A 23,213-nucleotide genomic window follows, 5' to 3' on the forward strand; every position below is an offset into this window, starting at 1 on the left:
AGACAATCTGTGTGAGCACTACAAAGAACGTTTCTTTAAGGTAAGGAGGTGATCCAACCGCAGGTTCCCCTACGGTTACCTTGTTACGACTTCACCCCAGTCATGAATCACAAAGTGGTAAGCGCCCTCCCGAAGGTTAAGCTACCTACTTCTTTTGCAACCCACTCCCATGGTGTGACGGGCGGTGTGTACAAGGCCCGGGAACGTATTCACCGTGGCATTCTGATCCACGATTACTAGCGATTCCGACTTCATGGAGTCGAGTTGCAGACTCCAATCCGGACTACGACATACTTTATGAGGTCCGCTTGCTCTCGCGAGGTCGCTTCTCTTTGTATATGCCATTGTAGCACGTGTGTAGCCCTACTCGTAAGGGCCATGATGACTTGACGTCATCCCCACCTTCCTCCAGTTTATCACTGGCAGTCTCCTTTGAGTTCCCGGCCTAACCGCTGGCAACAAAGGATAAGGGTTGCGCTCGTTGCGGGACTTAACCCAACATTTCACAACACGAGCTGACGACAGCCATGCAGCACCTGTCTCAGAGTTCCCGAAGGCACCAAAGCATCTCTGCTAAGTTCTCTGGATGTCAAGAGTAGGTAAGGTTCTTCGCGTTGCATCGAATTAAACCACATGCTCCACCGCTTGTGCGGGCCCCCGTCAATTCATTTGAGTTTTAACCTTGCGGCCGTACTCCCCAGGCGGTCGACTTAACGCGTTAGCTCCGGAAGCCACGCCTCAAGGGCACAACCTCCAAGTCGACATCGTTTACGGCGTGGACTACCAGGGTATCTAATCCTGTTTGCTCCCCACGCTTTCGCACCTGAGCGTCAGTCTTTGTCCAGGGGGCCGCCTTCGCCACCGGTATTCCTCCAGATCTCTACGCATTTCACCGCTACACCTGGAATTCTACCCCCCTCTACAAGACTCTAGCCTGCCAGTTTCGGATGCAGTTCCCAGGTTGAGCCCGGGGATTTCACATCCGACTTGACAGACCGCCTGCGTGCGCTTTACGCCCAGTAATTCCGATTAACGCTTGCACCCTCCGTATTACCGCGGCTGCTGGCACGGAGTTAGCCGGTGCTTCTTCTGCGAGTAACGTCAATCACTAAGGTTATTAACCTTAATGCCTTCCTCCTCGCTGAAAGTACTTTACAACCCGAAGGCCTTCTTCATACACGCGGCATGGCTGCATCAGGCTTGCGCCCATTGTGCAATATTCCCCACTGCTGCCTCCCGTAGGAGTCTGGACCGTGTCTCAGTTCCAGTGTGGCTGGTCATCCTCTCAGACCAGCTAGGGATCGTCGCCTAGGTGAGCCGTTACCCCACCTACTAGCTAATCCCATCTGGGCACATCCGATGGCAAGAGGCCCGAAGGTCCCCCTCTTTGGTCTTGCGACGTTATGCGGTATTAGCTACCGTTTCCAGTAGTTATCCCCCTCCATCGGGCAGTTTCCCAGACATTACTCACCCGTCCGCCACTCGTCACCCAAGGAGCAAGCTCCTCTGTGCTACCGTTCGACTTGCATGTGTTAGGCCTGCCGCCAGCGTTCAATCTGAGCCATGATCAAACTCTTCAATTTAAGTTTGATGCTCGTGAATTAAACTTCGTAATGAATTACGTATGTTCACTCAAGAGACTTGGTATTCATTTTTCGTCTTGCGACGTTAAGAATCCGTATCTTCGAGTGCCCACACAGATTGTCTGATAAATTGTTAAAGAGCAGTTGCGACGCGCTTTAGCGCTCTGTCGCGAGGTGGCGTATATTACGCTTTCCTCTTTCAGAGTCAACCCTGAATCTCAGAATTTTTCTCTTCAATCAACCGGCTGTTTGTGTGAAGTGATTCACATCTGCCGTGTCGATGGAGGCGCATTATAGGGAGTCGACTCAGGAAGACAAGCGGAAAAATGCATTTTTGTTTCAACCGCTCACCTTTTATCCATTACGCTTACTTTTGCTGCTTTTTTATTGCCATTGGCAAGTCTGCCAGACTGTTTATGACCAAATCTGCCGCATTTTCTGCTTCCGGGGTAACAGGTTTACCCGTGCGCACCAGTACCCTGGTGCCAACATTCGCAGCCGCCGCCGCCTGCATATCTTCTATTTTGTCGCCTACCATATAAGAAGCGGCCATATCGATGTGCAGGAAGTCTCGGGCGGAGATCAACATTCCAGGATGCGGTTTACGGCAGTCGCAGACCTGACGATATTCTTCTACAGTTCCTTGCGGATGATGTGGGCAATAGTAGATACCATCCAGATCAACGTCGCGATCCGCCAGCGACCAGTCCATCCATTCGGTCAACGTTTCAAACTGTGCCTCAGTAAATTTACCGCGAGCGATACCAGACTGGTTGGTCACGACGATCAGTGCGTAACCCATGCTTTTAAGTTCACGCATGGCATCAATAACGCCGTCGATAAACTCGAACTCGTCAATCTCATGTACGTAACCATGGTCCACATTAATGGTGCCGTCACGGTCGAGAAAAATTGCGGGTACAGATTTTGCCACCTTTTATAGCTCCTGAATAAGGCATGTGGCTCTAGTATCGCATGTTTCGGCGGGCAAGAAAGTGCTCATCGTGCAAAGCTAGATTGATTTAGACGTCTGGATGCCTTAACATCCATCTTGTTGACGGCTTCGACCGTACCAGACAGACGAAAATGCCACGGCTAACTTAATTACGATAATAAATAACCAATGATTAAACTTTCGAATATCACCAAAGTGTTCCTGCAGGGGACTCGCACCATTCAGGCGCTTAATAACGTCAGCCTGCACGTTCCTGCCGGGCAGATTTATGGCGTCATTGGCGCCTCGGGTGCCGGTAAAAGTACGCTCATCCGCTGCGTTAACTTACTTGAACGCCCTACCGAAGGCAGCGTTCAGGTTGGCGGTCAGGAGCTGACGACGCTTTCTGAGTCAGAACTGACTAAAGCTCGCCGTCAAATCGGCATGATTTTCCAGCACTTTAACCTGCTCTCGTCCCGTACCGTGTTTGGCAACGTCGCGCTGCCGCTGGAACTGGATAACACGCCAAAGGAAGAGATCAAACGCCGTGTAACAGAGTTGCTTGATTTAGTCGGTCTTGGCGACAAGCACGATAGCTATCCGGCCAACCTTTCCGGTGGACAAAAACAACGTGTGGCGATCGCCCGTGCGTTGGCAAGTAATCCCAAGGTGCTGCTGTGCGATGAAGCCACCAGCGCACTCGATCCGGCAACAACCCGTTCGATTCTGGAATTATTGAAAGACATTAACCGTCGCCTGGGACTCACCATTCTGCTGATTACCCACGAGATGGACGTTGTAAAACGTATTTGTGACTGCGTGGCGGTCATCAGTAATGGTGAACTGATTGAGCAGGACACCGTCAGTGAAGTGTTCTCACACCCGAAAACGCCGCTGGCACAGAAATTTATCCAGTCCACGCTGCACCTGGATATTCCGGAAGATTATCTGGAACGTTTAAAAGCGGAGCCGGAAGCCGACAGCGTGCCGATGCTGCGTATGGAATTCACCGGTCATTCGGTCGATGCACCATTACTCTCTGAGACGGCCCGTCGCTTTAATGTGAATAACAACATTATTAGTGCGCAGATGGATTATGCCGGCGGCGTGAAGTTCGGCATCATGCTGACTGAAATGCACGGCACACAAGAAGATACACAAGCGGCCATTAACTGGTTGCAGGAACACCATGTAAAAGTAGAGGTACTGGGTTATGTCTGAGCCGATGATGTGGCTGCTGGTTCGCGGCGTATGGGAAACGCTGGCAATGACCTTTGTGTCCGGTTTTTTTGGTTTTGTGATTGGCCTGCCAGTTGGCGTGTTGCTGTACGTAACCCGCCCTGGGCAAATCATTGAGAACGCGAAGCTCTATCGTACGCTCTCTGCGCTAGTGAACATTTTCCGTTCCATCCCATTTATCATCTTGCTGGTGTGGATGATTCCGTTCACCCGCATGATCGTGGGTACCTCTATCGGGCTGCAGGCCGCTATCGTCCCGCTGACCGTTGGCGCCGCGCCTTTTATCGCCCGTATGGTGGAAAACGCACTGCTCGAAATCCCGACCGGGCTGATTGAAGCCTCGCGTGCAATGGGCGCTACTCCGCTGCAGATTGTGCGTAAGGTATTACTGCCAGAAGCACTGCCAGGACTGGTAAATGCGGCCACCATCACCCTCATTACGCTGGTTGGTTACTCGGCGATGGGCGGTGCCGTCGGTGCAGGTGGTCTTGGACAGATTGGTTATCAGTACGGCTATATTGGTTACAACGCTACCGTAATGAATACAGTACTGGTATTGCTCGTCGTTCTGGTTTATTTAATTCAGTTATCCGGCGATCGCATCGTTCGGGCTGTCACGCACAAATAACGTTGCACACAACACTAAAAACTCATTAAGAAAAGGAAATAAGCATGGCGTTCAAATTCAAAACCTTTGCGGCAGTTGGAGCCCTGATCGGTTCTCTGGCACTTGTGGGTTGCGGTCAGGATGAAAAAGATCCTAACCACATCAAAGTGGGCGTTATTGTTGGCGCAGAGCAGCAGGTTGCAGAAGTCGCGCAGAAAGTGGCTAAAGAAAAATACGGTCTGGACGTTGAGCTGGTCACGTTTAACGATTACGTTCTGCCTAACGAAGCGCTGAGCAAAGGCGATATCGATGCTAACGCCTTCCAGCACAAACCGTACCTGGATCAGCAGATCAAAGATCGCGGTTACAAACTGGTTGCCGCAGGTAATACTTTTGTTTACCCGATTGCGGGTTACTCCAAAAAAATCAAATCATTGGATGAGCTGCAGGAAGGTTCTCAGGTCGCGATTCCAAACGACCCGACTAACCTTGGCCGTTCCTTACTGCTGCTGCAAAAAGTGGGCTTAATCAAACTGAAAGACGGTGTTGGCCTGCTGCCGACCGCGCTGGACGTGATTGAAAACCCGAAAAACCTGAAGCTGGTTGAACTGGAAGCGCCGCAGTTGCCGCGTTCTCTGGACGATGCGCAAATCGCCCTGGCGGTCATCAACACCACCTACGCCAGCCAGATCGGCCTGACCCCGGCAAAAGACGGTATCTTTGTTGAAGATAAAGATTCTCCGTACGTAAACCTGATCGTGACTCGTGAAGACAATAAAGATGCTGAGAACGTGAAGAAATTCGTTCAGGCATACCAGTCTGATGAAGTGTACGAAGCAGCAAACAAAGTCTTCAACGGCGGTGCTGTTAAGGGCTGGTAATTTTAGGCTGTTTACAGAATCTGTAATATCATCAGGACGGGCGCTTGCCCGTCTTGTCATTTATGCAAGCACCTGATTCAATATCTGACGTTTAGATCATTCATTGAGGAAATATTATGCGTGCTTTACCGATCTGTTTAGTAGCACTCATGCTGAGCGGCTGTTCTATGTTAAGCAGATCCCCTGTTGAACCCGTTCAAAGCACCGCTACCCCGCCTAAAGCGGAGCCGGAAAAACCAAAAGCACCGCGCGCGACGCCGGTAAGAATCATTACTAACGCTGAAGATTTAGTGGGTAAACCGTTCCGCGATCTCGGCGAAGTTAGCGGCGAATCCTGCCAGGCATCCAACCAGGATTCCCCTCCGAGCATTCCAACCGCACGCAAACGCATGCAGATTAACGCCTCTAAAATGAAAGCGAATGCGGTATTACTGCACAGTTGCGAAGTGACCAGCGGAACGCCGGGTTGCTATCGCCAGGCGGTTTGCATCGGTTCTGCACTGAACATTTCGGCGAAATGAGCCATTTTCAGTTCGAGCAAATAGGCGTTATCCGCTCACCCTATAAAGAAAAGTTCGCCGTGCCACGCCAGCCAGGTCTGGTGAAAAGCGCCAGCGGTGAACTGCATTTGCTCGCACCTTATAACCAGGCCGATGCCGTTCGCGGCCTGGAAGCCTTCAGCCATTTGTGGGTGATTTTTGTTTTTCACCAGACGATGGAAGGTGGATGGCGTCCAACCGTGCGCCCTCCCCGTCTTGGCGGCAACGCCAGAATGGGTGTTTTCGCCACGCGTTCAACGTTTCGTCCTAACCCTGTTGGCATGTCATTGGTTGAGCTGCGGGGCATTCGCTGCCATAAAGAGCACGTCATCCTCGAGCTTGGCGGGCTGGATCTTGTTGATGGCACGCCGGTAGTGGATATAAAACCGTATCTGCCGTTTGCCGAATCGCTGCCTGATGCTCGCGCCAGCTATGCTCAGGACGCGCCGCAGGCCAGTGTAGATGTGACGTTCAGCAAAGAGCTCACTGAGCAGCTATTAAAGCTCGAACAACGTTACCCGCATCTTCGTCAGTTTATTGCCGAAGTGCTGGCGCAGGATCCACGCCCTGCCTACCGTAAAAACGAGGAAGAAGGCAAAACCTACGCCGTCTGGCTGCTGGACTTTAACGTTCGCTGGCGCGTAACGCCGTCAGGATTTGAGGTCTTTGCGCTGGAAGCCCGCTAATTTGCGTCGCCTACTCTTTTGACATCCCTTTCTCGCTGGTAAACTAAACCACTTTTGTTTTGTGCCAGGCTCATTTTGAGCCTGTTCGATCGTTCAACTGGAACCGTAACAACATGCGTACTAGCCAATATTTGCTCTCCACTTTGAAGGAGACACCTGCCGACGCCGAGGTCATCAGCCACCAGCTGATGTTGCGCGCCGGGATGATCCGCAAGCTGGCCTCCGGGTTATATACCTGGCTGCCGACCGGCGTGCGCGTCCTGAAAAAAGTCGAAAACATCGTGCGTGAAGAGATGAATAACGCCGGTGCGATCGAGGTGTTGATGCCGGTCGTTCAGCCTTCTGAACTGTGGGAAGAGAGCGGCCGTTGGGAACAATATGGTCCGGAACTGCTGCGTATTGCTGACCGTGGCGATCGTCCGTTCGTACTCGGCCCAACGCATGAAGAAGTGATCACCGACCTGATCCGTAACGAGCTGAGCTCCTACAAACAGCTGCCGCTGAACTTCTATCAGATCCAGACCAAATTCCGTGACGAAGTCCGTCCGCGCTTCGGCGTGATGCGTTCCCGCGAATTCCTGATGAAAGATGCCTACTCTTTCCACACCTCTCAGGAATCCCTGCAGGAAACTTACGACGCGATGTACGCCGCGTACAGCAAAATCTTCAGCCGTATGGGTCTTGATTTCCGTGCGGTACAAGCGGATACCGGTTCTATCGGCGGCAGCGCCTCTCACGAATTCCAGGTGCTGGCGCAGAGCGGTGAAGACGATGTGATCTTCTCCGACTCCTCCGACTATGCAGCAAACATCGAATTCGCCGAAGCCGTGGCGCCGAAAGAGCCGCGTGCGGCAGCAACCCAGGAAATGACGCTGGTCGATACGCCGAACGCTAAAACCATCGCCGAGTTGGTTGAGCAGTTCAACCTGCCTATCGAAAAAACCGTGAAAACCCTGCTGGTGAAAGCGGTTGAAGGCAGCAGCTACCCGCTGGTTGCGTTGCTGGTTCGTGGCGATCACGAGCTGAACGAAGTCAAAGCGGAAAAACTGCCGCAGGTTGCCAGCCCGCTGACCTTCGCCACCGAAGAAGAAATTCGTGCGCTGGTAAAAGCAGGTCCAGGATCGCTGGGGCCAGTGAACATGCCGATTCCTGTGGTAATCGACCGTACCGTTGCGGTAATGAGTGATTTTGCCGCCGGTGCCAACATCGACGGTAAACACTATTTCGGTATCAACTGGGATCGCGACGTGGCTACGCCAGAAGTTGCTGATATCCGTAACGTCGTCGCCGGCGACCCAAGCCCGGATGGCAAAGGTACGCTGATGATCAAACGCGGTATCGAAGTGGGCCACATCTTCCAGCTGGGGACCAAGTACTCTGAAGCGATGAAAGCCGCCGTTCAGGGCGAAGATGGTCGTAACCAAACGCTGACCATGGGCTGCTACGGTATCGGGGTTACTCGCGTGGTGGCTGCCGCTATTGAGCAAAACTTTGACGATCGCGGCATTGTATGGCCAGACGCTATCGCCCCGTTCCAGGTGGCGATTCTGCCAATGAACATGCACAAGTCCTACCGTGTGCAGGAGCTGGCTGAGAAGCTGTATGCTGAGCTGCGCGCGCAGGGTATTGAAGTACTGATGGACGATCGTAAAGAGCGTCCGGGCGTGATGTTTGCCGATATGGAACTGATCGGTATTCCACACACTATCGTGCTGGGCGACCGTAACCTCGACAACGACGATATCGAATACAAATACCGTCGTAACGGCGAGAAAGAGCTGATTAAAACCGGCGACATCGTCGACTTCCTGGTCAAAGCCATTAAAGGCTAATACCGACAAAAGGCCCTGATTATCAGGGCCTTTTTTTACATGGATTGTATAAAATGGCTAAACCAGCGGCGTATTATCGCCTGCTCTTCCCCTTCTTTTTTCTGCTTTCAGCCTGCACGCTTGACGTCAGTCAACAGAATTCATCTGCAACCGCCGTCGATGCCCAGGCAAAAAAATGGGCGATAAAATTCCAGCGACAAAGCTCCTTTACTGCTAAGGCATTGCATGAGATTACAGATACCGAACTCAAGCCTGGCGATCTGTTATTTTCTTCTAGCCTTGGGGTTACCTCATTCAGTATCCGCGCGTTCAGTACTTCTTCTGTCAGCCATGTTGCCGTTTACCTGGGTAATAATGAAGTTGCAGAAGCAACCGGGGCGGGCGTGCAAATCGTTTCTCTTGAGCAGGTGGAAAAGCACAGCGATAAGCTTTTTGCCCTGAGGGTCCCCGACCTCACTCCACTGCAGGCCGAAGAAATCAAAATATTTGCCTATAAAATCAAGGACAGCGGCTATAACTATCGCGGCATCGCAGAATTTATTCCGTTTATGATGACCAGGCAAATATGTTCGTTAAATCCTTTCTCAGAGGATTTTCGCCAGCAGTGCGTCAGCGGACTGGCGAAAGCACAACTGAGCAATGCCAGCGAGGGAGAAAAGAAGGCGTGGTTTTGCTCCGAATTCGTGACTGATGCGTTTGCCAAAGCCGGGCACCCGCTAACGATGGCGCAGTCGGGTTGGATTAGCCCTTCCGACCTGATGCATATGCGCGAAGGCGACATTTCCGCGTTTAAGTCTGAAACGAAGCTGCAGTATGTCGGCCACCTGAAGTTAGGTATTTATATCAAAACGAGTCGTTTTGTTGGATTGATCCGATAAAACCTTATCAGCCGAAAACAGGAAAACTGTCCGGGAAATCACCGGACAGTTTTTATAAGCGACAGATTAATTTTCGCAACTCTGCCCAGGGATAAACTTAATTTCTTTATCCGCTATTAACGTTTTCACGGGCGCGCCCGTATCCGGATTTGCTTCCATCGTGAAGTGCCCTTCCACCGTGAGCAGCACCGCCTTATCCGTTGCGCCACGCGCAACCAGATAATCTCGCTCCAGTTGTGCATTGTTCGCGACAGAAACACGCTTACCCGTTGTGCAGTCGGTAAAGATTGCGGCATCCGCCATATAGAAATACATCCCCCGCATCGGCATTGGCGTCACCGGTAAGCTGGCGGAAACCGGTTGGAGCGTGTAGTTGAACTGTGACTCAATCGGGTTACCTTCACGATCGAGCATCTCCAGCGCTTCACCTTTTGCCCGGTAGTACGACTTTTCACCTTTGCTGTCAGTCAGCACCAGTTTGTCGGCAGTGCGCGCCCATGTACCATAAGAGGCAAAAGAGGACGGTTCATCCCGCACGCCCTGATAGCGTTCGTTCATCACCCATGTGCCGTCTTTTTCCAGGAACAGAGAAGTTTCAATTCCTTCGCAGTCCGCGCAAGGCAAAATGCCACGCCAGCTTTGCTGCATCGGTTTTAATTCTGCCGCCCGCGTCGGCTGTAGTACTTCGACTTCAGTACGGTTGTTACAGCCGATCAAGGAAAAAAGCGTACATGCAGCGACTACGGACAATATTGCTGTTTTCACTATGAATTCCTTATAAATTTTTATTCCTGCTCGTCAGTCTTGTGTTCGACGAACTCTCCCGCGCAGTGCTTTCACTGTGGACTTTTGCGCCTTCGATGACAACCTGCGCTCTTTCGAGGCGCGCGTAGGGCGAGTTGCCTGTCGGCTTTTTTGCACTGCGGTTAATTCTTTTATTACCGCGACCAGTCGGGCGATTGCCGCTTCCCGATTAAGCTCCTGGCTACGGTATTCCTGCGCCTTAATGATAATCACGCCATCACCGCTAATCAGATGATGGCTGGCGGCAAGCAGTCGTTCCTTATAATACTCTGGCAGGCCAGAGGCCCGAATGTCAAAGCGCAAATGGATAGCCGTCGAGGTCTTGTTAACGTGCTGACCGCCCGCGCCCTGCGCCCGAATCGCCGTGATTTCCAGCTCATTGTCAGGGATAGAGACGTTTCGGGAGATAACAATCATGAACGCGGCTGCCACGCGGTCAGATGAATTTCCAGATTGTTCTGAGAGTCAGACAACCAGATAGCGCCGTCCTGGATAGTCGCCTGCAGCGCCATTGTACGACCAGCAAAATCACTCAGTTGCGCCAGTTGTTCATCATCCAGATACCACACGGTCAGATTTTTAAACTGCGCGCACTTGTTCTGGTTTTGCTGCCACCAGATCTGGGCCGCACGGCTGTTGTAAGCAAACAGGGCAACCTCACCAGACTGGGTACAGGCTTTTTTAATACGGCGCTCATCCGGCAAACCCAGCTCAATCCAGAGATCAATGCCCAGATGGTCGTTACGCAGCCATGCTTCAGGCTCGTCTTCCGCGCTCAGGCCACGCGTGAATTGCAGCCGTTCATCGGCATATTTAATCCATGCCAGCAGGCGCAGCATCATGCGCTCCTGGGTTTCAGAGGGGTGACGCGCCAGCGTCAAGGCCGCGTCAAGGAACTGGTTGCGGTCGAGATCCGCTACGTTGACAACGGCTTTATAAATTGTCGCTTTAAGCGCCATGAGAGAACTCCTTTCGAATCAGGCGCACATTGTAGCGAAAACTGCGGCAAAAGGCTGCTAACTGCTCCTCTATCAAGGCGCTGATATTGCTTGAATGAGTATGGTATAGTCACCTTGCTAAACAGAGTTTATCTTCGTAGGCTTAGACTTGCATCCACGGTTAAGTCAGAATGCTGACAGGAGGGCATGTGGAAAAATATTGTGAGTTAATACGCAAGCGGTACGCGGAAATCGCCAGCGGAGACTTAGGGTATATCCCGGATGCGCTGGGTTGCGTATTGAAGGTGCTTAATGAAGTGGCGGCAGACAGCGCCCTTCCAGAGTCGGTCAGGGAAAAAGCGGCGTATGCTGCCGCGAACTTACTGGTGAGCGATTATGTCAATGAATGAAACGTATCAACCCATCAACTGCGATGATTACGACAATCTTGAACTCGCCTGCCAGCACCATTTGTTACTGACGCTGGCGCTAAAAGATGGCGAAGTTTTGCAGGCGAAAGCGAATGACCTGGTTTCGCGTAAAAACGTGGAATATCTGGTCGCCGATGTCGCGGGTGAAACCCGGGAGCTTCGTCTCGACAAAATTGCCAGCTTCAGCCACCCGCAAATCGGTACCGTGGTGGTCAGCGAATCTTAACTTTCTTGTACCTTATCAGGCCTAAATGACCAGGCCTGATAAGCGCAGCGCCATCAGGCATGCCAAACCAGACTCACACCAGCCCCATCTTCCGCTATACCCTCACGCGTCACAAAAACACCCGCAGCCGCTATCAGCGTTTCGCCATAAAACAACAGCGGCGTGGTATCTCGACGCCAGGGTGGGATCCCCTGCTCCTGCCAGATTTTCTTTAATTTACGTCCACCGTTACGCCCGACAATATGCAATACGCCTGGCGCTTTAAAACGAATGCTGACGGCTTCATCCGCTTGTGGCATACGCAATTCACCAGCAGAGATGAGCTGCACAGAGCCTAACCCAACTGGCAGCGTCAACGGCGTTTCCCAGCATGGCCACGGGATGACGGTTTCACTTTGCCCATCGACCGGTTTGACCCACCATAGCTGTGACTGATAGCGACGGACCTCGTATTCTCCAAGTCGAAAACAGGGAGAAGCATCTTCCCGCGCCAGCGCCACTTCCTGCCAGATACGTTCCAGTCCATCACGGGAAGGCATCGGTGCATTTAACCCCGCCAGCCAGCGACGAAGCAGAGCGGCACGCCGTACGCCGCTCATTGTCATTAACGGCGTCAGTAACAGTGTGCCCTGGACAGTCACACATTGCGCTAAATCGTTGGCCAGCAGTTCATCCAGTAAACTTTCCTGCTCGGCGCACAGCGCGGCGCTACGGGCAACGGCTTGCGCGAAGTGCGGCCAGCGCTGTTGCAGTTGCGGTATAACGCGCAGACGCAGGAAATTGCGATCGTAGGCATCATCCTGATTACTTTCATCTTCGATCCAGCATAATTCATGCTGACGCGCCCATGTTTCAAGCGCCTCTCGCGTTTGCGCCAGCAACGGTCGAATCAGTTGGGTTCCGGCGAACGGTGAGTTTTCACCCATGGCGGAAAGTCCGGCAGGACCGCTGCCGCGCTTAAGCGCCAGCAGAAAGGTTTCACACTGGTCATCGAGATGCTGGGCGGTCATCAGCACCTCGCCCGGTAGTAAGGTCTGTGCAAATGCCTGATAGCGCGCGCGTCGCGCCTGAGCTTCGATGCCCAGACCATCATCCTCAAGATGGACTCGTTCAACCACCAGCGGCACCTGCCACTGCGCACATACCGACTCACAGTGCTGCACCCAACTGTCTGCCTGCGGGCTTAATCCGTGATGAATATGGATTGCGCGTAAAGCGAGCTCAGGATTTTGCGCTCGCCACAGCACCAGTTGATGCAGCAGTACGGTAGAGTCCAGCCCGCCGCTAAAGGCGACCAGAATCGATTGAGAATTCAGCAGTGAAGTGTTCAGCGTGAGTGTCGTCATGATGGTTACTTACAAGGGCATTGCCCGGCACGTTACCGGGCTAACGCCACAATGACAAGCCTTACAGCTCGTACAGTTCGAGCGGTAATCCGTCAGGATCGTTAAAAAACGTAAAGCGTTTGCCGGTAAACGGATCGATACGCACGGATTCGCACTTCACGTGGTGAGCTTCCAAATGCGCAATCGCTTTTGCCACGTCGTCCACGCTGAACGCCAGATGGCGTAAACCGCAGGCTTCCGGTCGACTCGGGCGGCAAGGTGGAAACGGAAAAGAAAAAAGCTCAATCACATACTGACCGTTCAATGCCAGATCGCCTTTCCACGAGTCAAGTTCTTCCCGGTAGGCTTCGCTGATTAGCGTAAAGCCCAGCACATCGCAGTAAAATGCCTTACTCGCCGCGTAGTCCGTCGCAATGATAGCAATATGGTGAACCTGTTTTAATCCCAGCATAGGGTCATCGCCTCTTTCGTTTTTTCTGTCAGCACGTTACTCGTACGTAATAGGTTCACGCAAGCCGTTCGGCCGATTTTAGGACTCTCACGCGATACACGCCGTCCTCACCCAGTTTAGCGCCATGAATATCGGTTTCAAATCCAGGATAATGCTGGCCCACTGAACACAACATCAGCAGAAAATCGAGTACAGCGCGGCTATTGGCAGTGATCATTTCCCCAGGCATCAGGAGCGGCACGCCGGGAGGATAAGGCAGGATCATATTGGCGGAAATGCGCCCTACCAGTTGATCAAGCGCGACAGTTTCAACCTCACCTTTGATCTGCCGCTGCCAGGCCTGGTGCGGCGTCATTTTCATCTCCGGTAAGGTATCAAATGCCCGCAGCATCAGCCCGGAGAGATCGTGTTGACGGATGAGCTTATGGATCCCCTGCGCCAGATCCTGAATACGCATATTGCGATAGAAATCGGGATCCTCGGCATACAGATCCGGCAGCATATTTTTCACGCGTAAATTCAGATCGTACGAGCGCTTAAATTCGGTCAGGCCGCGCAACAGCCCCATCGCCCGGGTTTTATCAATGCCGATACTGAACAGGAATAACAGATTATACGGTCCTGTTTTCTCGACAACGACGCCGCGTTCATCAAGGAATTTCGCCACCAATGCCGCGGGGATCCCCTCTTCACTCATATTTCCCTGTTCATCCATCCCCGGCGTCAGAATCGTGACTTTCACCGGGTCGAGGAACATGTGGTCGGCATCAGCATCGACAAATCCGTGCCAGTCTTCACCAGGCGCTACTGGCCAGCACTCCGCTTCATCTACCTTTTCCGGCTGCCAGATATCAAAGAACCAGCCATCTGATTCTTCACGTAGCCGCTGCACTTCTTTGCGGAAGTGCAGTGCTCGCTCCACCGAACGATTGATTAACCGCTTGCCTGAATTGCCACGCAGCATTGCCGCCGCCGTTTCTATCGACGCCACTATCGGGTAGCTCGGAGACGTGGAGGTGTGCATCATAAAGGCTTCGTTGAACGTGTCTTCGTCGTAATCGCCCTTAATGTGGATCAGAGAAGCTTGTGACAACGCCGCCAACATCTTGTGGGTGGACTGGGTCTCAAAAATCACCTTTCCCGGTACCCGTTCACCGCTCATCCCGCTTTTCCCCTGATAGATCGGATGAAAATGGGTATACGGCACCCAGGCAGAATCAAAATGGATGGAGGGCACATCCAGGGTTTGCTTGATCCAGTTGGTGTTATACAGCAGGCCGTCATAGGTGGAGTTGGTGATCACCGCATGTACCGGCCATTGCGCCTGAGGGGTCTCTTCTACCTTGCGTTCAATACTTACGCGGGTAAATTCCCGGCGGGGTATACCGCCCAGGATCCCCAGCGCGTTACGCGTAGGCTTCAGCCAGATGGGCACGACATCGTTCATCATCAGCAAATGCGCCAGCGACTTATGGCAGTTGCGGTCGATCAGCAGCGTACTGCCTGCAGGCGCGGCGTACATGCCAACAATCTTGTTCGACGTCGAGGTGCCGTTGGTCACCATATAGCTCTGCTCGGCGCCAAAAGTGCGCGCAATATACTCCTCCGCTTCCAGATGCGGCCCGGTATGATCCAGCAACGAGCCCAGCTCGGTCACAGAAATTGACACGTCGGCTTTCAGCGTATTGCCGCCAAAGAAATCATAGAACAGGCAGCCGACCGGGCTTTTCTGATACGCCGTTCCCGCCATGTGTCCGGGCGTGCAGAAGGTATACTTTCCTTCCTTCACATAGGTAAACAGCGCTTTGGTGAAAGGAGGCGTGATGTTATCGAGGTATTCGCTGGTATACTGGCGAATGCGGGTGGCAATGTCCTCAGACTGGCCCAGCGCATACTCAAAAAACCACAACGCCATGCGCAGGTCGTGCGCGCTGACATCCATCGTCGAATGGGTATTAATAAAGGCGTAGAGCGGGAGATACTCGTTGAGCTGGTTGATATCACTGCACAGCTCCAGGCTATATTCATCCCAGTCAAAAATGACGCCGCAAATTCGCGGGTTGTGTTCGATAAACTTCAGCAGGTCGACGCTGTTCTGCGGCCAGATAATCTGAAACCCCTGCTGTTGCAGCGCACGCTCAAGTTCCTTGATGGGCTCATCTTTATAAAAGACGCCATGCGGTCCCATGATGGCAATGATATTCATGCTTTCCTCCTGGAAAAACCTTAGTTAATCATAGCCTGGCCAAACCACAGGTAAAAAAAAGGGCCACAGCATAGTGGCCCTTTTCAGAATTAATGCATTTTACGCGTAACCGTAGCTCATCAGACGCTGGTAACGACGGTTTTTCAAATCTTCTTTGCCTAACACGTCGAGGTCGGCGAGATCGGCCAGCAGTTGTGCCTTCAGGGACGCAGCCATGACTTCCGGGTTGCGGTGCGCGCCGCCCAGCGGTTCCGGGATGATAGAGTCGATAAGCTTCAGCTCTTTCAGACGCGGCGCGATAATCCCCATCGCTTCTGCGGCCAGCGGCGCTTTGTCGGCGCTTTTCCACAGAATGGAGGCGCAACCTTCCGGGGAGATAACGGAATAGGTGCTGTATTGCAGCATGTTCACTTTATCGCCTACGCCGATCGCCAGCGCGCCGCCGGAACCACCTTCACCGATGACGGTGCAGATTACCGGTACGCTCAGACGCGACATTTCACGCAGGTTGCGTGCGATCGCTTCAGACTGACCTCGCTCTTCCGCGCCCACGCCCGGGTAAGCCCCTGGGGTATCGATGAAGGTAATGATCGGCATATTGAAACGCTCGGCCATTTCCATCAGACGCAGCGCTTTGCGATAGCCTTCCGGCGCTGGCATGCCGAAATTGCGACGGATTTTTTCTTTGGTCTCACGGCCTTTCTGATGACCAATAATCATCACCGGACGGCCATCCAGACGAGCGATGCCGCCAACAATAGCTTTATCATCCGCATAGGCACGATCGCCCGCCAGCTCATCAAATTCATCAAATGCCAGGCGGACATAATCCAGGGTGTACGGACGCTGTGGATGGCGCGCCAGCTGGGCTACCTGCCATGCGCCGAGATCGGCGAAGATTTTACGCGTCAGTTCTACGCTTTTTTCACGCAGACGATGCACTTCTTCATCGATGTTAATATCCAGTTTCTCATCCTGACGGCTAACCGCAGTCAGAGAATCGATTTTTGCTTCCAGCTCTGCAATCGGCTGTTCAAAATCAAGGAAATTCAGACTCATAGTATTCCTGTATTAGTCAAACTCCAGTTCCACCTGCTCCGAACCAATAAGGCCACGGAGATCGTTTAGCAAACGATCGCTCGGAGAGACACGCCACGTTGCGCCAAAACGCAATCGCGCACGTGCATCCGCCCTCTGATAGTAGAGATGTACTGGAATTGTCCCCGAGCGGTGGGGTTCCAGAGACTGACGGAGTCGGTTTAAAAGCTGGTCATCAATTTGCCTGTCCGTCAGCGAGATAGCAAGCCCGCGAGCATATTTTTCCCGGGCTTCGTCAATATCCATGACTTCACGGGCCATCATTTTAAGCCCGCCGCTGAAGTCATCAAAGCTGACCTGTCCGCTGACGATAAGTATGCGGTCTTTTTCCAGCAATTGCTGGTATTTATCCAGGGCATCGGTAAACAACATAACTTCCAGACGCCCGGAACGGTCATCCAGGGTACAGATGCCGATACGATTGCCGCGCTTGGTGACCATTACCCGCGCAGCAATGACGAGCCCCGCAGCCGTGGTGACTTTACCACGTTCTGTCGGATGCATGTCTTTCAGCCTGTGGCCTCCAACATAGCGCTCAATTTCTTTTAGATACTGATTGATGGGATGTCCCGTCAGGTAAAGTCCTAACGTTTCACGTTCCCCTTCTAATACCACCTGCTCCGGCCATGGAGTACAGTTGGCATAAGACTGTTCAATTTGTTCCGGCTCTTCCGCCAGCACGCCAAACATATCAGCCTGACCAATAGCCTCGGCTTTCGCATGCTGATCGGCGGCTTTGAGCGCATCGTTGAGCGAATTCATCAACGCCGCGCGATGTGGTCCAAGGCGGTCGAACGCCCCGGACATGATTAACTTTTCCAGCACCCGACGGTTGAGTTTTTTGATATCCGTGCGGGCACAGAGATCAAACAGCTCGCGGAAATAACCACCTTCGTTGCGCGCCTCAATAATAGCTTCAATTGGCCCTTCACCCACGCCTTTTATCGCGCCGATGCCGTAGACAATCTCACCATCATCATTCACGTGAAAATGATAAAGCCCGGAGTTGATATCCGGCGGCAGGATTTTGAGCCCCATACGCCAGCACTCATCCACCAGCCCGACCACTTTCTCGGTGTTATCCATATCGGCCGTCATTACTGCCGCCATAAACTCGGCTGGGTAATGCGCCTTCAGCCACAGCGTCTGGTAAGAGACCAACGCATAGGCAGCGGAGTGCGATTTGTTAAATCCGTAACCGGCGAATTTCTCCACCAGGTCAAAGATTTTCATCGCCAGTTCGCCGTCGACGCCGCGCTTTTTCGCCCCTTCCTCAAAGGTGCCGCGCTGCTTAGCCATCTCTTCCGGCTTTTTCTTACCCATCGCACGACGCAGCATGTCCGCGCCGCCAAGGGTATATCCGGACAGCTCCTGGGCAATCTGCATAACCTGTTCCTGATACAGGATAATGCCGTAGGTCGGCTCCAGTACCGGTTTCAGACACTCATGCTGCCATTGTACATCCGGGTAGGAAATCTCTTCGCGACCATGCTTACGGTCGATAAAGTTATCTACCATCCCCGACTGCAGCGGACCAGGACGGAACAGGGCCACCAGTGCGATCATATCTTCGAAGCAGTCAGGCTGCAGACGTTTGATAAGATCTTTCATGCCGCGGGATTCAAGCTGGAATACCGCCGTGGTCTCCGAGCGTTGCAGCATGTCGAAGCTTTTCTTGTCATCCAGCGGAATCGCGGCGATATCCAGCGGCGGCTCGCCGTTCTTTTCACGGCGCGCGTTGATCATTTCCAACGCCCAGTTGATGATGGTGAGCGTACGCAGACCAAGGAAGTCGAACTTCACAAGGCCGGCATATTCCACGTCATTCTTATCAAACTGAGTAACCGGATGCAGCCCCTGTTCATCGCAGTACAGCGGCGCAAAATCGGTAATTTTGGTCGGCGCGATAACCACGCCACCGGCGTGCTTACCGGCGTTACGCGTGACGCCCTCCAGCTTACGCGCCATATCAATCAGCGCTTTAACCTCTTCATCTGCCTCATAAATTTCCGGCAGTTGGGGCTCGGCTTCAAAGGCTTTGGCCAACGTCATGCCCGGATCGGGCGGCACCAGTTTCGAAATACGGTCAACGAAGCCGTACGGGTGACCGAGCACACGGCCCACGTCACGGATAACCGCCTTAGCCGCCATGGTACCGAAGGTAATAATCTGCGAAACCGCATCACGACCGTACATTTCTGCCACGTGCTCGATGACCTGGTCGCGTTTCTCCATACAGAAGTCAACGTCGAAGTCGGGCATTGAGACACGTTCCGGGTTCAGGAAACGTTCGAACAGCAGGTCAAATTCCAGCGGATCCAGGTCGGTAATTTTCAGTGCATAGGCGACAAGCGAGCCGGCGCCGGAGCCACGTCCCGGGCCTACCGGTACGCCGTTATCTTTCGACCACTGGATAAACTCCATAACGATCAGGAAGTAGCCTGGGAATCCCATCTGGTTGATAACTTTAAGTTCAATCTCCAGACGTTCGTCATAAGGCGGGCGCTTCTGCGCGCGAACTTCTGGGTCAGGGAACAAAAATTCCAGACGTTCTTCCAGACCTTCGCGTGATTTTGCCACGAGGAAATCCTCAGTGGTCATATCACCAGTCGGGAACTGCGGCAGGAAATACTCGCCCAGACGCACCGTCACATTACAACGTTTGGCTATCTCGACGGTGTTTTGCAGCGCTTCCGGAATATCCGAGAACAGCTCACACATCTCGTCTTCACTGCGCATATACTGCTGCGGTGAATAGTTACGCGGGCGTTTCGGGTCATCAAGGGTGAACCCGTCGTGGATTGCCACGCGGATTTCATGCGCGTCAAAATCACCGGTTTCAAGGAAGCGAACATCGTTGGTCGCCACCACCGGAAGACCACGCGTTTCAGCCAGTTCTACCGCGGCATGCAGATAATTCTCTTCATCTTGCCTGCCGGTGCGGATAAGTTCGAGGAAGTAGCAATTGGGAAAATGTTCTTCGTAAAACCCCACGCACTCATCAACCAGTGCGCTATTACCGCGCAGCAGGCTACGCCCGACGTCGCCCATGCGACCGCCGGAGAGCAAAATCAAACCTTCTTTAAGCTCGACCAGCCAGTCCCTGTCGATGACCGGCCCTTCTGCGCCATAACCACGCTGATAGGCTTTCGATATCAACAACGTCAGGTTCTGATAGCCGGTATTGTTTGCGGCCAGCACGGTGAGCTGTGTGAGTTCATCGCCCAACAGCTCGCTGCGGACATGAAAATCTGCGCCAACTATCGGCTTGATACCCGCACCGTGACCCGCTCCGTAAAACTTCACCAGACCACACAGGTTGGTAAAATCGGTGATCGCCAGCGCAGGCATGCCTAACGCGGCCGCCTTTTTCACCAGCGGCCCGGTTTTCGCCAGCCCATCGATCATGGAGTAGTCGCTGTGCACCCGCAGGTGGACGAAACGAGGTTCAGACATCTTCAGATTCCTTCGACACAAGAATCAGGACGTGAGTCCCAGTGCGCGTTTGACGGGGCCAAAACTACGGCGATGGTGCTCGGTTGCACCATGCATTGCCAACTTTTCCAGATGAAAAGCGGTTGGATAGCCTTTGTGCTGTGCAAAGCCATACTGCGGGAACACCGTATCCAGGGCCGCCATTTCAGCGTCACGGGTGACTTTTGCTAGTATCGACGCCGCGCTAATCTCCGCCACGCGGCTGTCGCCTTTGACTACCGCCATCGATGGCACCGGTAATGCCGGGCAACGATTGCCGTCAATCAGTACGTATTCCGGCGCAATATGCAGACCCGCAACCGCACGCTGCATGGCCAGCATGGTGGCATGCAAAATATTCAGCTCGTCGATTTCATGCGGTTCTGCACGCCCCAGACTCCAGCTTAACGCTTTTTCTTTAATTTCATCAAACAGCGCCAGGCGACGTTTTTCTGACAGTTTTTTTGAGTCGTTAAGACCGATAATAGGGCGAGCCGGATCCAGAATGACGGCGGCGGTGACAACGGCGCCGACCAAAGGACCACGTCCAACTTCATCCACACCCGCCACTAAATGCGTATGTGGATACACAAACTCAATCATTGCGCTAACTCCAGGACCGCATCCGCCGCCTGCTCATCAGCATTGCAACGGATCTGCTGGTGCAGTTCACGGAATGTGTCGTGCATTGCATGGCTGGTTTTACCATTCGCCAGCAACGGCAACAGCGCTTGCGACAGCGCCTGCGGTTCACACTCTTCCTGCAACAGCTCTTTAACCAGTTCTCTTCCCGCCAGCAGGTTAGGTAGCGAAACGTAGTCGGTCTTCACCAGACGCTTCGCCAGCCAGAAGGTGAAAGGTTTCATTCGGTAGCCAACCACCATCGGGCATTTTGCCAGCATACATTCCAGCGCGGCGGTACCTGAAGCCAGCAGTGCAGCATCGCTGGCCACCATTGCTTCACGTCCCATCCCGTTGAGCAGATGAACAGAAAGCTCCGGTGCTACTTCAGCTTTAATTCGCTCAAACTGCTCGCGACGTTTGGCATTCACCAACGGCACCACCACTTCGAGATCCGGATAATGCTGACGTAACAACTGCGCCGTTTTCAGAAAATCGGCACTGAGCATCTCCACTTCTGCGCCACGACTTCCAGGCAATAGCGCCAGGCAGTGAGCGTCATGGGGAATGCCCAGAACATCGCGTGCCGCGTTTTTATCCGGATCCAACGGCATGGCATCCGCCATGGTATGGCCGATAAAGCGACACGGGACGTTAAATTTGTCATAAAACGCTTTTTCGAAAGGCAGAAAGGCCAGCACCATATTGGTGGATCTGCCTATTTTGAAAACGCGTTTCTGTCGCCAGGCCCACACAGAGGGGCTGACGTAATGAATGGTTTTAATGCCCTGCTTTTTCAGGTTCCCTTCAAGGGTAATGTTGAAGTCAGGCGCATCAATACCAACAAAAACATCCGGCTTTAAGTCGGTGAACCGGCGAGTAAGATCGGCGCGAATATGCAGTAAACGGCGCAGGCGTCCGAGCACTTCAACAATGCCCATTACCGCCAGCTCTTCCATTTCGTACCAGGCTTCACAGCCTTCGGCCTGCATCAGCGGACCCGCCACGCCAACAAAACGCGCATTCGGAACGCGAGCCTTGAGCGCACGGATTAACCCTGCACCAAGAATATCGCCGGAGGTTTCTCCGGCGACGAGGGCAATCGTTAAAGGACGCTGCTCAGTCATTAACGAATCAGGCCACGCGTTGAGCGCTCAAAGAAGTCGCTGAAAGCCTGAACTTCGGGATACTGTTTCGCCAGTTCCGCGATTTCTGGTTTCACTTCTTCCAGCGTTTTACCACTACGGTACAACGCTTTGTAGGCGTTACGAATCGCGGTAATCGCTTCGCGGGTGAATCCACGACGCTTCAGACCTTCGATATTGACGCCAAACGGCGTCGCGTGGTTGCCCTGAGCGATAACATATGGAGGCACGTCCTGGGCTACGCCAGAACAGCCGCCAACCATCACATGCGCGCCGATGATGCAGAACTGATGCACCGCAGTCATGCCGCCGATGATAACAAAATCATCAAGCGAAACATGTCCGGCAAGCGTGGCGTTATTCGCCAGAATACAGCGGTTGCCTACCGTACAATCATGCGCGACGTGCGCATTAATCATCAGTAAGTTATCGCTGCCCACCTTCGTCACTCCACCGCCCTGCACTGTGCCACGATGAATGGTGACGCTTTCGCGGATGCGGTTGCGATCGCCAATTTCCACGCGGGTCGGTTCGCCAGCATATTTCAGATCCTGGTTAACTTCGCCGATGGAGGCAAACTGATAGATCTCGTTATCGCGACCAATTTTTGTATGGCCATTCACGACAACGTGAGACTTCAGTACGGTACCCTCACCAATTTCAACATGGGGTCCAACAATACAAAATGGGCCAATGTGAGCGTTAGCGCCAATGCTGGCGCCGTCTTCCACAATGGCGGTTGGGTGAATAAAGGCGGATTTATCAATCACGTATCAGGCCTCCCGGCTACGGGCACACATCATCGTTGCTTCGCACACAACTTTACCGTCGACCAGCGCAACCCCTTTAAAACGGGTCAGGCCACGGCGCGTTTTCTCGAAAGTCACTTCCATGATCATCTGATCGCCTGGCACGACAGGACGCTTAAAGCGCGCTTCGTCAATACCCGCGAAATAGTACAGTTCGCCTGGTTCCAGCTTTCCTACGCTTTTAAACGCGAGGATACCGGTGGCCTGCGCCATCGCTTCCAGAATCAGTACGCCTGGGAAAATAGGTTTACCCGGAAAGTGGCCCTGGAAGAAAGGCTCGTTAACGGATACATTTTTCACTGCGCGCAGAAAACGACCTTCTTCAAAATCCAGCACGCGGTCAACCAGCAGAAACGGAAAACGGTGCGGCAGAAGTTCTAAAATCTCTTCAATATGCAGAGTATGAGTGTTAGTAGTCAAAATACTCTTCCTGTCAAAATATACTAAAAGGCAATAATAACACGGCCTGTCGCAATCGTATGAAT

General features: G+C 52.9%; 22 protein-coding genes and 1 rRNA gene. 9 read left to right on the forward strand and 14 right to left on the reverse strand.

Annotation, left to right across the window (positions count from 1 at the left end; genetic code table 11):
- Window positions 1-41 precede the first annotated feature (41 nt).
- Both WHR59_RS19095 and gmhB read right to left on the reverse strand, forming a co-directional pair.
- Window positions 42-1,583, reverse strand: a 16S ribosomal RNA gene (locus WHR59_RS19095).
- A 367-nt stretch (window positions 1,584-1,950) separates the two neighbouring features.
- Entirely contained in the window at window positions 1,951-2,517 is a 567-nt protein-coding gene (gene gmhB / locus WHR59_RS19100) for a D-glycero-beta-D-manno-heptose 1,7-bisphosphate 7-phosphatase (RefSeq protein WP_043018506.1), read from the reverse strand.
- 189 nt (window positions 2,518-2,706) lie between these two features.
- Here gmhB and metN point away from each other — a divergent pair, with 189 nt between their 5' ends.
- The 7 genes from metN (at window position 2,707) to WHR59_RS19135 (ending at window position 9,179) form a co-directional block, all read left to right on the forward strand.
- A complete protein-coding gene (gene metN, locus WHR59_RS19105; RefSeq protein ID WP_043018505.1) occupies window positions 2,707-3,738 on the forward strand; it encodes a methionine ABC transporter ATP-binding protein MetN in 1,032 nt (343 codons plus the stop codon).
- Window positions 3,731-4,384, forward strand: a complete 654-nt coding sequence (locus WHR59_RS19110; protein WP_003018471.1) for a methionine ABC transporter permease MetI — start codon at window positions 3,731-3,733, stop codon at window positions 4,382-4,384. The genes metN and WHR59_RS19110 overlap by 8 nt, the downstream gene beginning before the upstream one ends.
- A gap of 44 nt (window positions 4,385-4,428) precedes the next feature.
- The gene (metQ, locus tag WHR59_RS19115) at window positions 4,429-5,244 is read left to right on the forward strand and encodes a methionine ABC transporter substrate-binding lipoprotein MetQ (protein ID WP_006686809.1); all 816 of its coding nucleotides are present in this window, start codon (window positions 4,429-4,431) and stop codon (window positions 5,242-5,244) included.
- 116 nt (window positions 5,245-5,360) lie between these two features.
- Entirely contained in the window at window positions 5,361-5,765 is a 405-nt protein-coding gene (gene rcsF / locus WHR59_RS19120; protein ID WP_043018504.1) for an Rcs stress response system protein RcsF, read from the forward strand.
- A complete protein-coding gene (gene tsaA / locus WHR59_RS19125; protein ID WP_043018503.1) occupies window positions 5,762-6,469 on the forward strand; it encodes a tRNA (N6-threonylcarbamoyladenosine(37)-N6)-methyltransferase TrmO in 708 nt (235 codons plus the stop codon). Before rcsF ends, tsaA begins: the two co-directional genes overlap by 4 nt.
- Window positions 6,470-6,582: 113 nt before the next feature.
- Complete coding sequence (gene proS, locus WHR59_RS19130; protein WP_043018502.1) at window positions 6,583-8,301, forward strand: proline--tRNA ligase; 1,719 nt, start codon at window positions 6,583-6,585, stop codon at window positions 8,299-8,301.
- Between the two features lie 53 nt (window positions 8,302-8,354).
- Complete coding sequence (locus tag WHR59_RS19135) at window positions 8,355-9,179, forward strand: YaeF family permuted papain-like enzyme (RefSeq protein ID WP_043018501.1); 825 nt, start codon at window positions 8,355-8,357, stop codon at window positions 9,177-9,179.
- Between the two features lie 66 nt (window positions 9,180-9,245).
- Here WHR59_RS19135 and nlpE read toward each other — a convergent pair whose 3' ends face one another.
- Genes nlpE through WHR59_RS19150 form a run of 3 tightly spaced genes read right to left on the reverse strand, consistent with a single transcriptional unit; the run spans window position 9,246 to window position 10,942 of the window.
- Window positions 9,246-9,947: an envelope stress response activation lipoprotein NlpE gene (gene nlpE / locus WHR59_RS19140; RefSeq protein WP_087051038.1), complete on the reverse strand. Its 702-nt coding sequence runs from the start codon at window positions 9,945-9,947 to the stop codon at window positions 9,246-9,248.
- 30 nt (window positions 9,948-9,977) lie between these two features.
- Entirely contained in the window at window positions 9,978-10,400 is a 423-nt protein-coding gene (gene arfB / locus WHR59_RS19145; RefSeq protein WP_047406060.1) for an alternative ribosome rescue aminoacyl-tRNA hydrolase ArfB, read from the reverse strand.
- Window positions 10,397-10,942 (reverse strand): YaeQ family protein, encoded by a 546-nt coding sequence (locus WHR59_RS19150; protein ID WP_003018497.1) that lies wholly within the window; start codon window positions 10,940-10,942, stop codon window positions 10,397-10,399. The genes arfB and WHR59_RS19150 overlap by 4 nt, the downstream gene beginning before the upstream one ends.
- 188 nt (window positions 10,943-11,130) lie before the next feature.
- Here WHR59_RS19150 and WHR59_RS19155 point away from each other — a divergent pair, with 188 nt between their 5' ends.
- Complete coding sequence (locus tag WHR59_RS19155; protein WP_003018499.1) at window positions 11,131-11,331, forward strand: YaeP family protein; 201 nt, start codon at window positions 11,131-11,133, stop codon at window positions 11,329-11,331.
- Window positions 11,318-11,578 carry a Rho-binding antiterminator gene (gene rof, locus WHR59_RS19160; RefSeq protein WP_003018503.1) on the forward strand — a complete coding sequence of 87 codons (261 nt, stop codon included), beginning with the start codon at window positions 11,318-11,320 and terminating at the stop codon, window positions 11,576-11,578. Before WHR59_RS19155 ends, rof begins: the two co-directional genes overlap by 14 nt.
- Window positions 11,579-11,631: 53 nt before the next feature.
- On the opposite strand, the gene tilS is transcribed toward rof, so the two are convergent.
- The 9 genes from tilS to fabZ form a co-directional block, all read right to left on the reverse strand.
- Window positions 11,632-12,924, reverse strand: a complete 1,293-nt coding sequence (gene tilS / locus WHR59_RS19165) for a tRNA lysidine(34) synthetase TilS (protein WP_087051037.1) — start codon at window positions 12,922-12,924, stop codon at window positions 11,632-11,634.
- Between the two features lie 61 nt (window positions 12,925-12,985).
- Complete coding sequence (locus WHR59_RS19170) at window positions 12,986-13,375, reverse strand: VOC family protein (protein WP_338843380.1); 390 nt, start codon at window positions 13,373-13,375, stop codon at window positions 12,986-12,988.
- A gap of 55 nt (window positions 13,376-13,430) precedes the next feature.
- Window positions 13,431-15,581, reverse strand: coding sequence for a lysine decarboxylase LdcC (gene ldcC / locus WHR59_RS19175; RefSeq protein ID WP_087052151.1), 2,151 nt, complete (start codon window positions 15,579-15,581; stop codon window positions 13,431-13,433).
- A gap of 99 nt (window positions 15,582-15,680) precedes the next feature.
- Entirely contained in the window at window positions 15,681-16,640 is a 960-nt protein-coding gene (gene accA, locus WHR59_RS19180; protein WP_043018495.1) for an acetyl-CoA carboxylase carboxyl transferase subunit alpha, read from the reverse strand.
- A gap of 12 nt (window positions 16,641-16,652) precedes the next feature.
- Window positions 16,653-20,135: a DNA polymerase III subunit alpha gene (gene dnaE, locus WHR59_RS19185; protein ID WP_043018494.1), complete on the reverse strand. Its 3,483-nt coding sequence runs from the start codon at window positions 20,133-20,135 to the stop codon at window positions 16,653-16,655.
- Window positions 20,136-20,159: 24 nt separating this feature from the next.
- Window positions 20,160-20,756 carry a ribonuclease HII gene (gene rnhB, locus WHR59_RS19190; RefSeq protein ID WP_047406069.1) on the reverse strand — a complete coding sequence of 199 codons (597 nt, stop codon included), beginning with the start codon at window positions 20,754-20,756 and terminating at the stop codon, window positions 20,160-20,162.
- Window positions 20,753-21,901, reverse strand: a complete 1,149-nt coding sequence (gene lpxB / locus WHR59_RS19195) for a lipid-A-disaccharide synthase (protein WP_003829168.1) — start codon at window positions 21,899-21,901, stop codon at window positions 20,753-20,755. The genes rnhB and lpxB overlap by 4 nt, the downstream gene beginning before the upstream one ends.
- Window positions 21,901-22,689 carry an acyl-ACP--UDP-N-acetylglucosamine O-acyltransferase gene (gene lpxA, locus WHR59_RS19200; protein ID WP_047406073.1) on the reverse strand — a complete coding sequence of 263 codons (789 nt, stop codon included), beginning with the start codon at window positions 22,687-22,689 and terminating at the stop codon, window positions 21,901-21,903. The genes lpxB and lpxA overlap by 1 nt, the downstream gene beginning before the upstream one ends.
- Before the next feature lie 3 nt (window positions 22,690-22,692).
- Window positions 22,693-23,148 (reverse strand): 3-hydroxyacyl-ACP dehydratase FabZ, encoded by a 456-nt coding sequence (gene fabZ, locus WHR59_RS19205; RefSeq protein ID WP_003018528.1) that lies wholly within the window; start codon window positions 23,146-23,148, stop codon window positions 22,693-22,695.
- Between the last annotated feature and the right edge of the window lie 65 nt (window positions 23,149-23,213).

This window comes from Citrobacter europaeus (assembly GCF_037482245.1).
GTDB classification, from domain to species: Bacteria; Pseudomonadota; Gammaproteobacteria; order Enterobacterales; family Enterobacteriaceae; genus Citrobacter; species Citrobacter europaeus.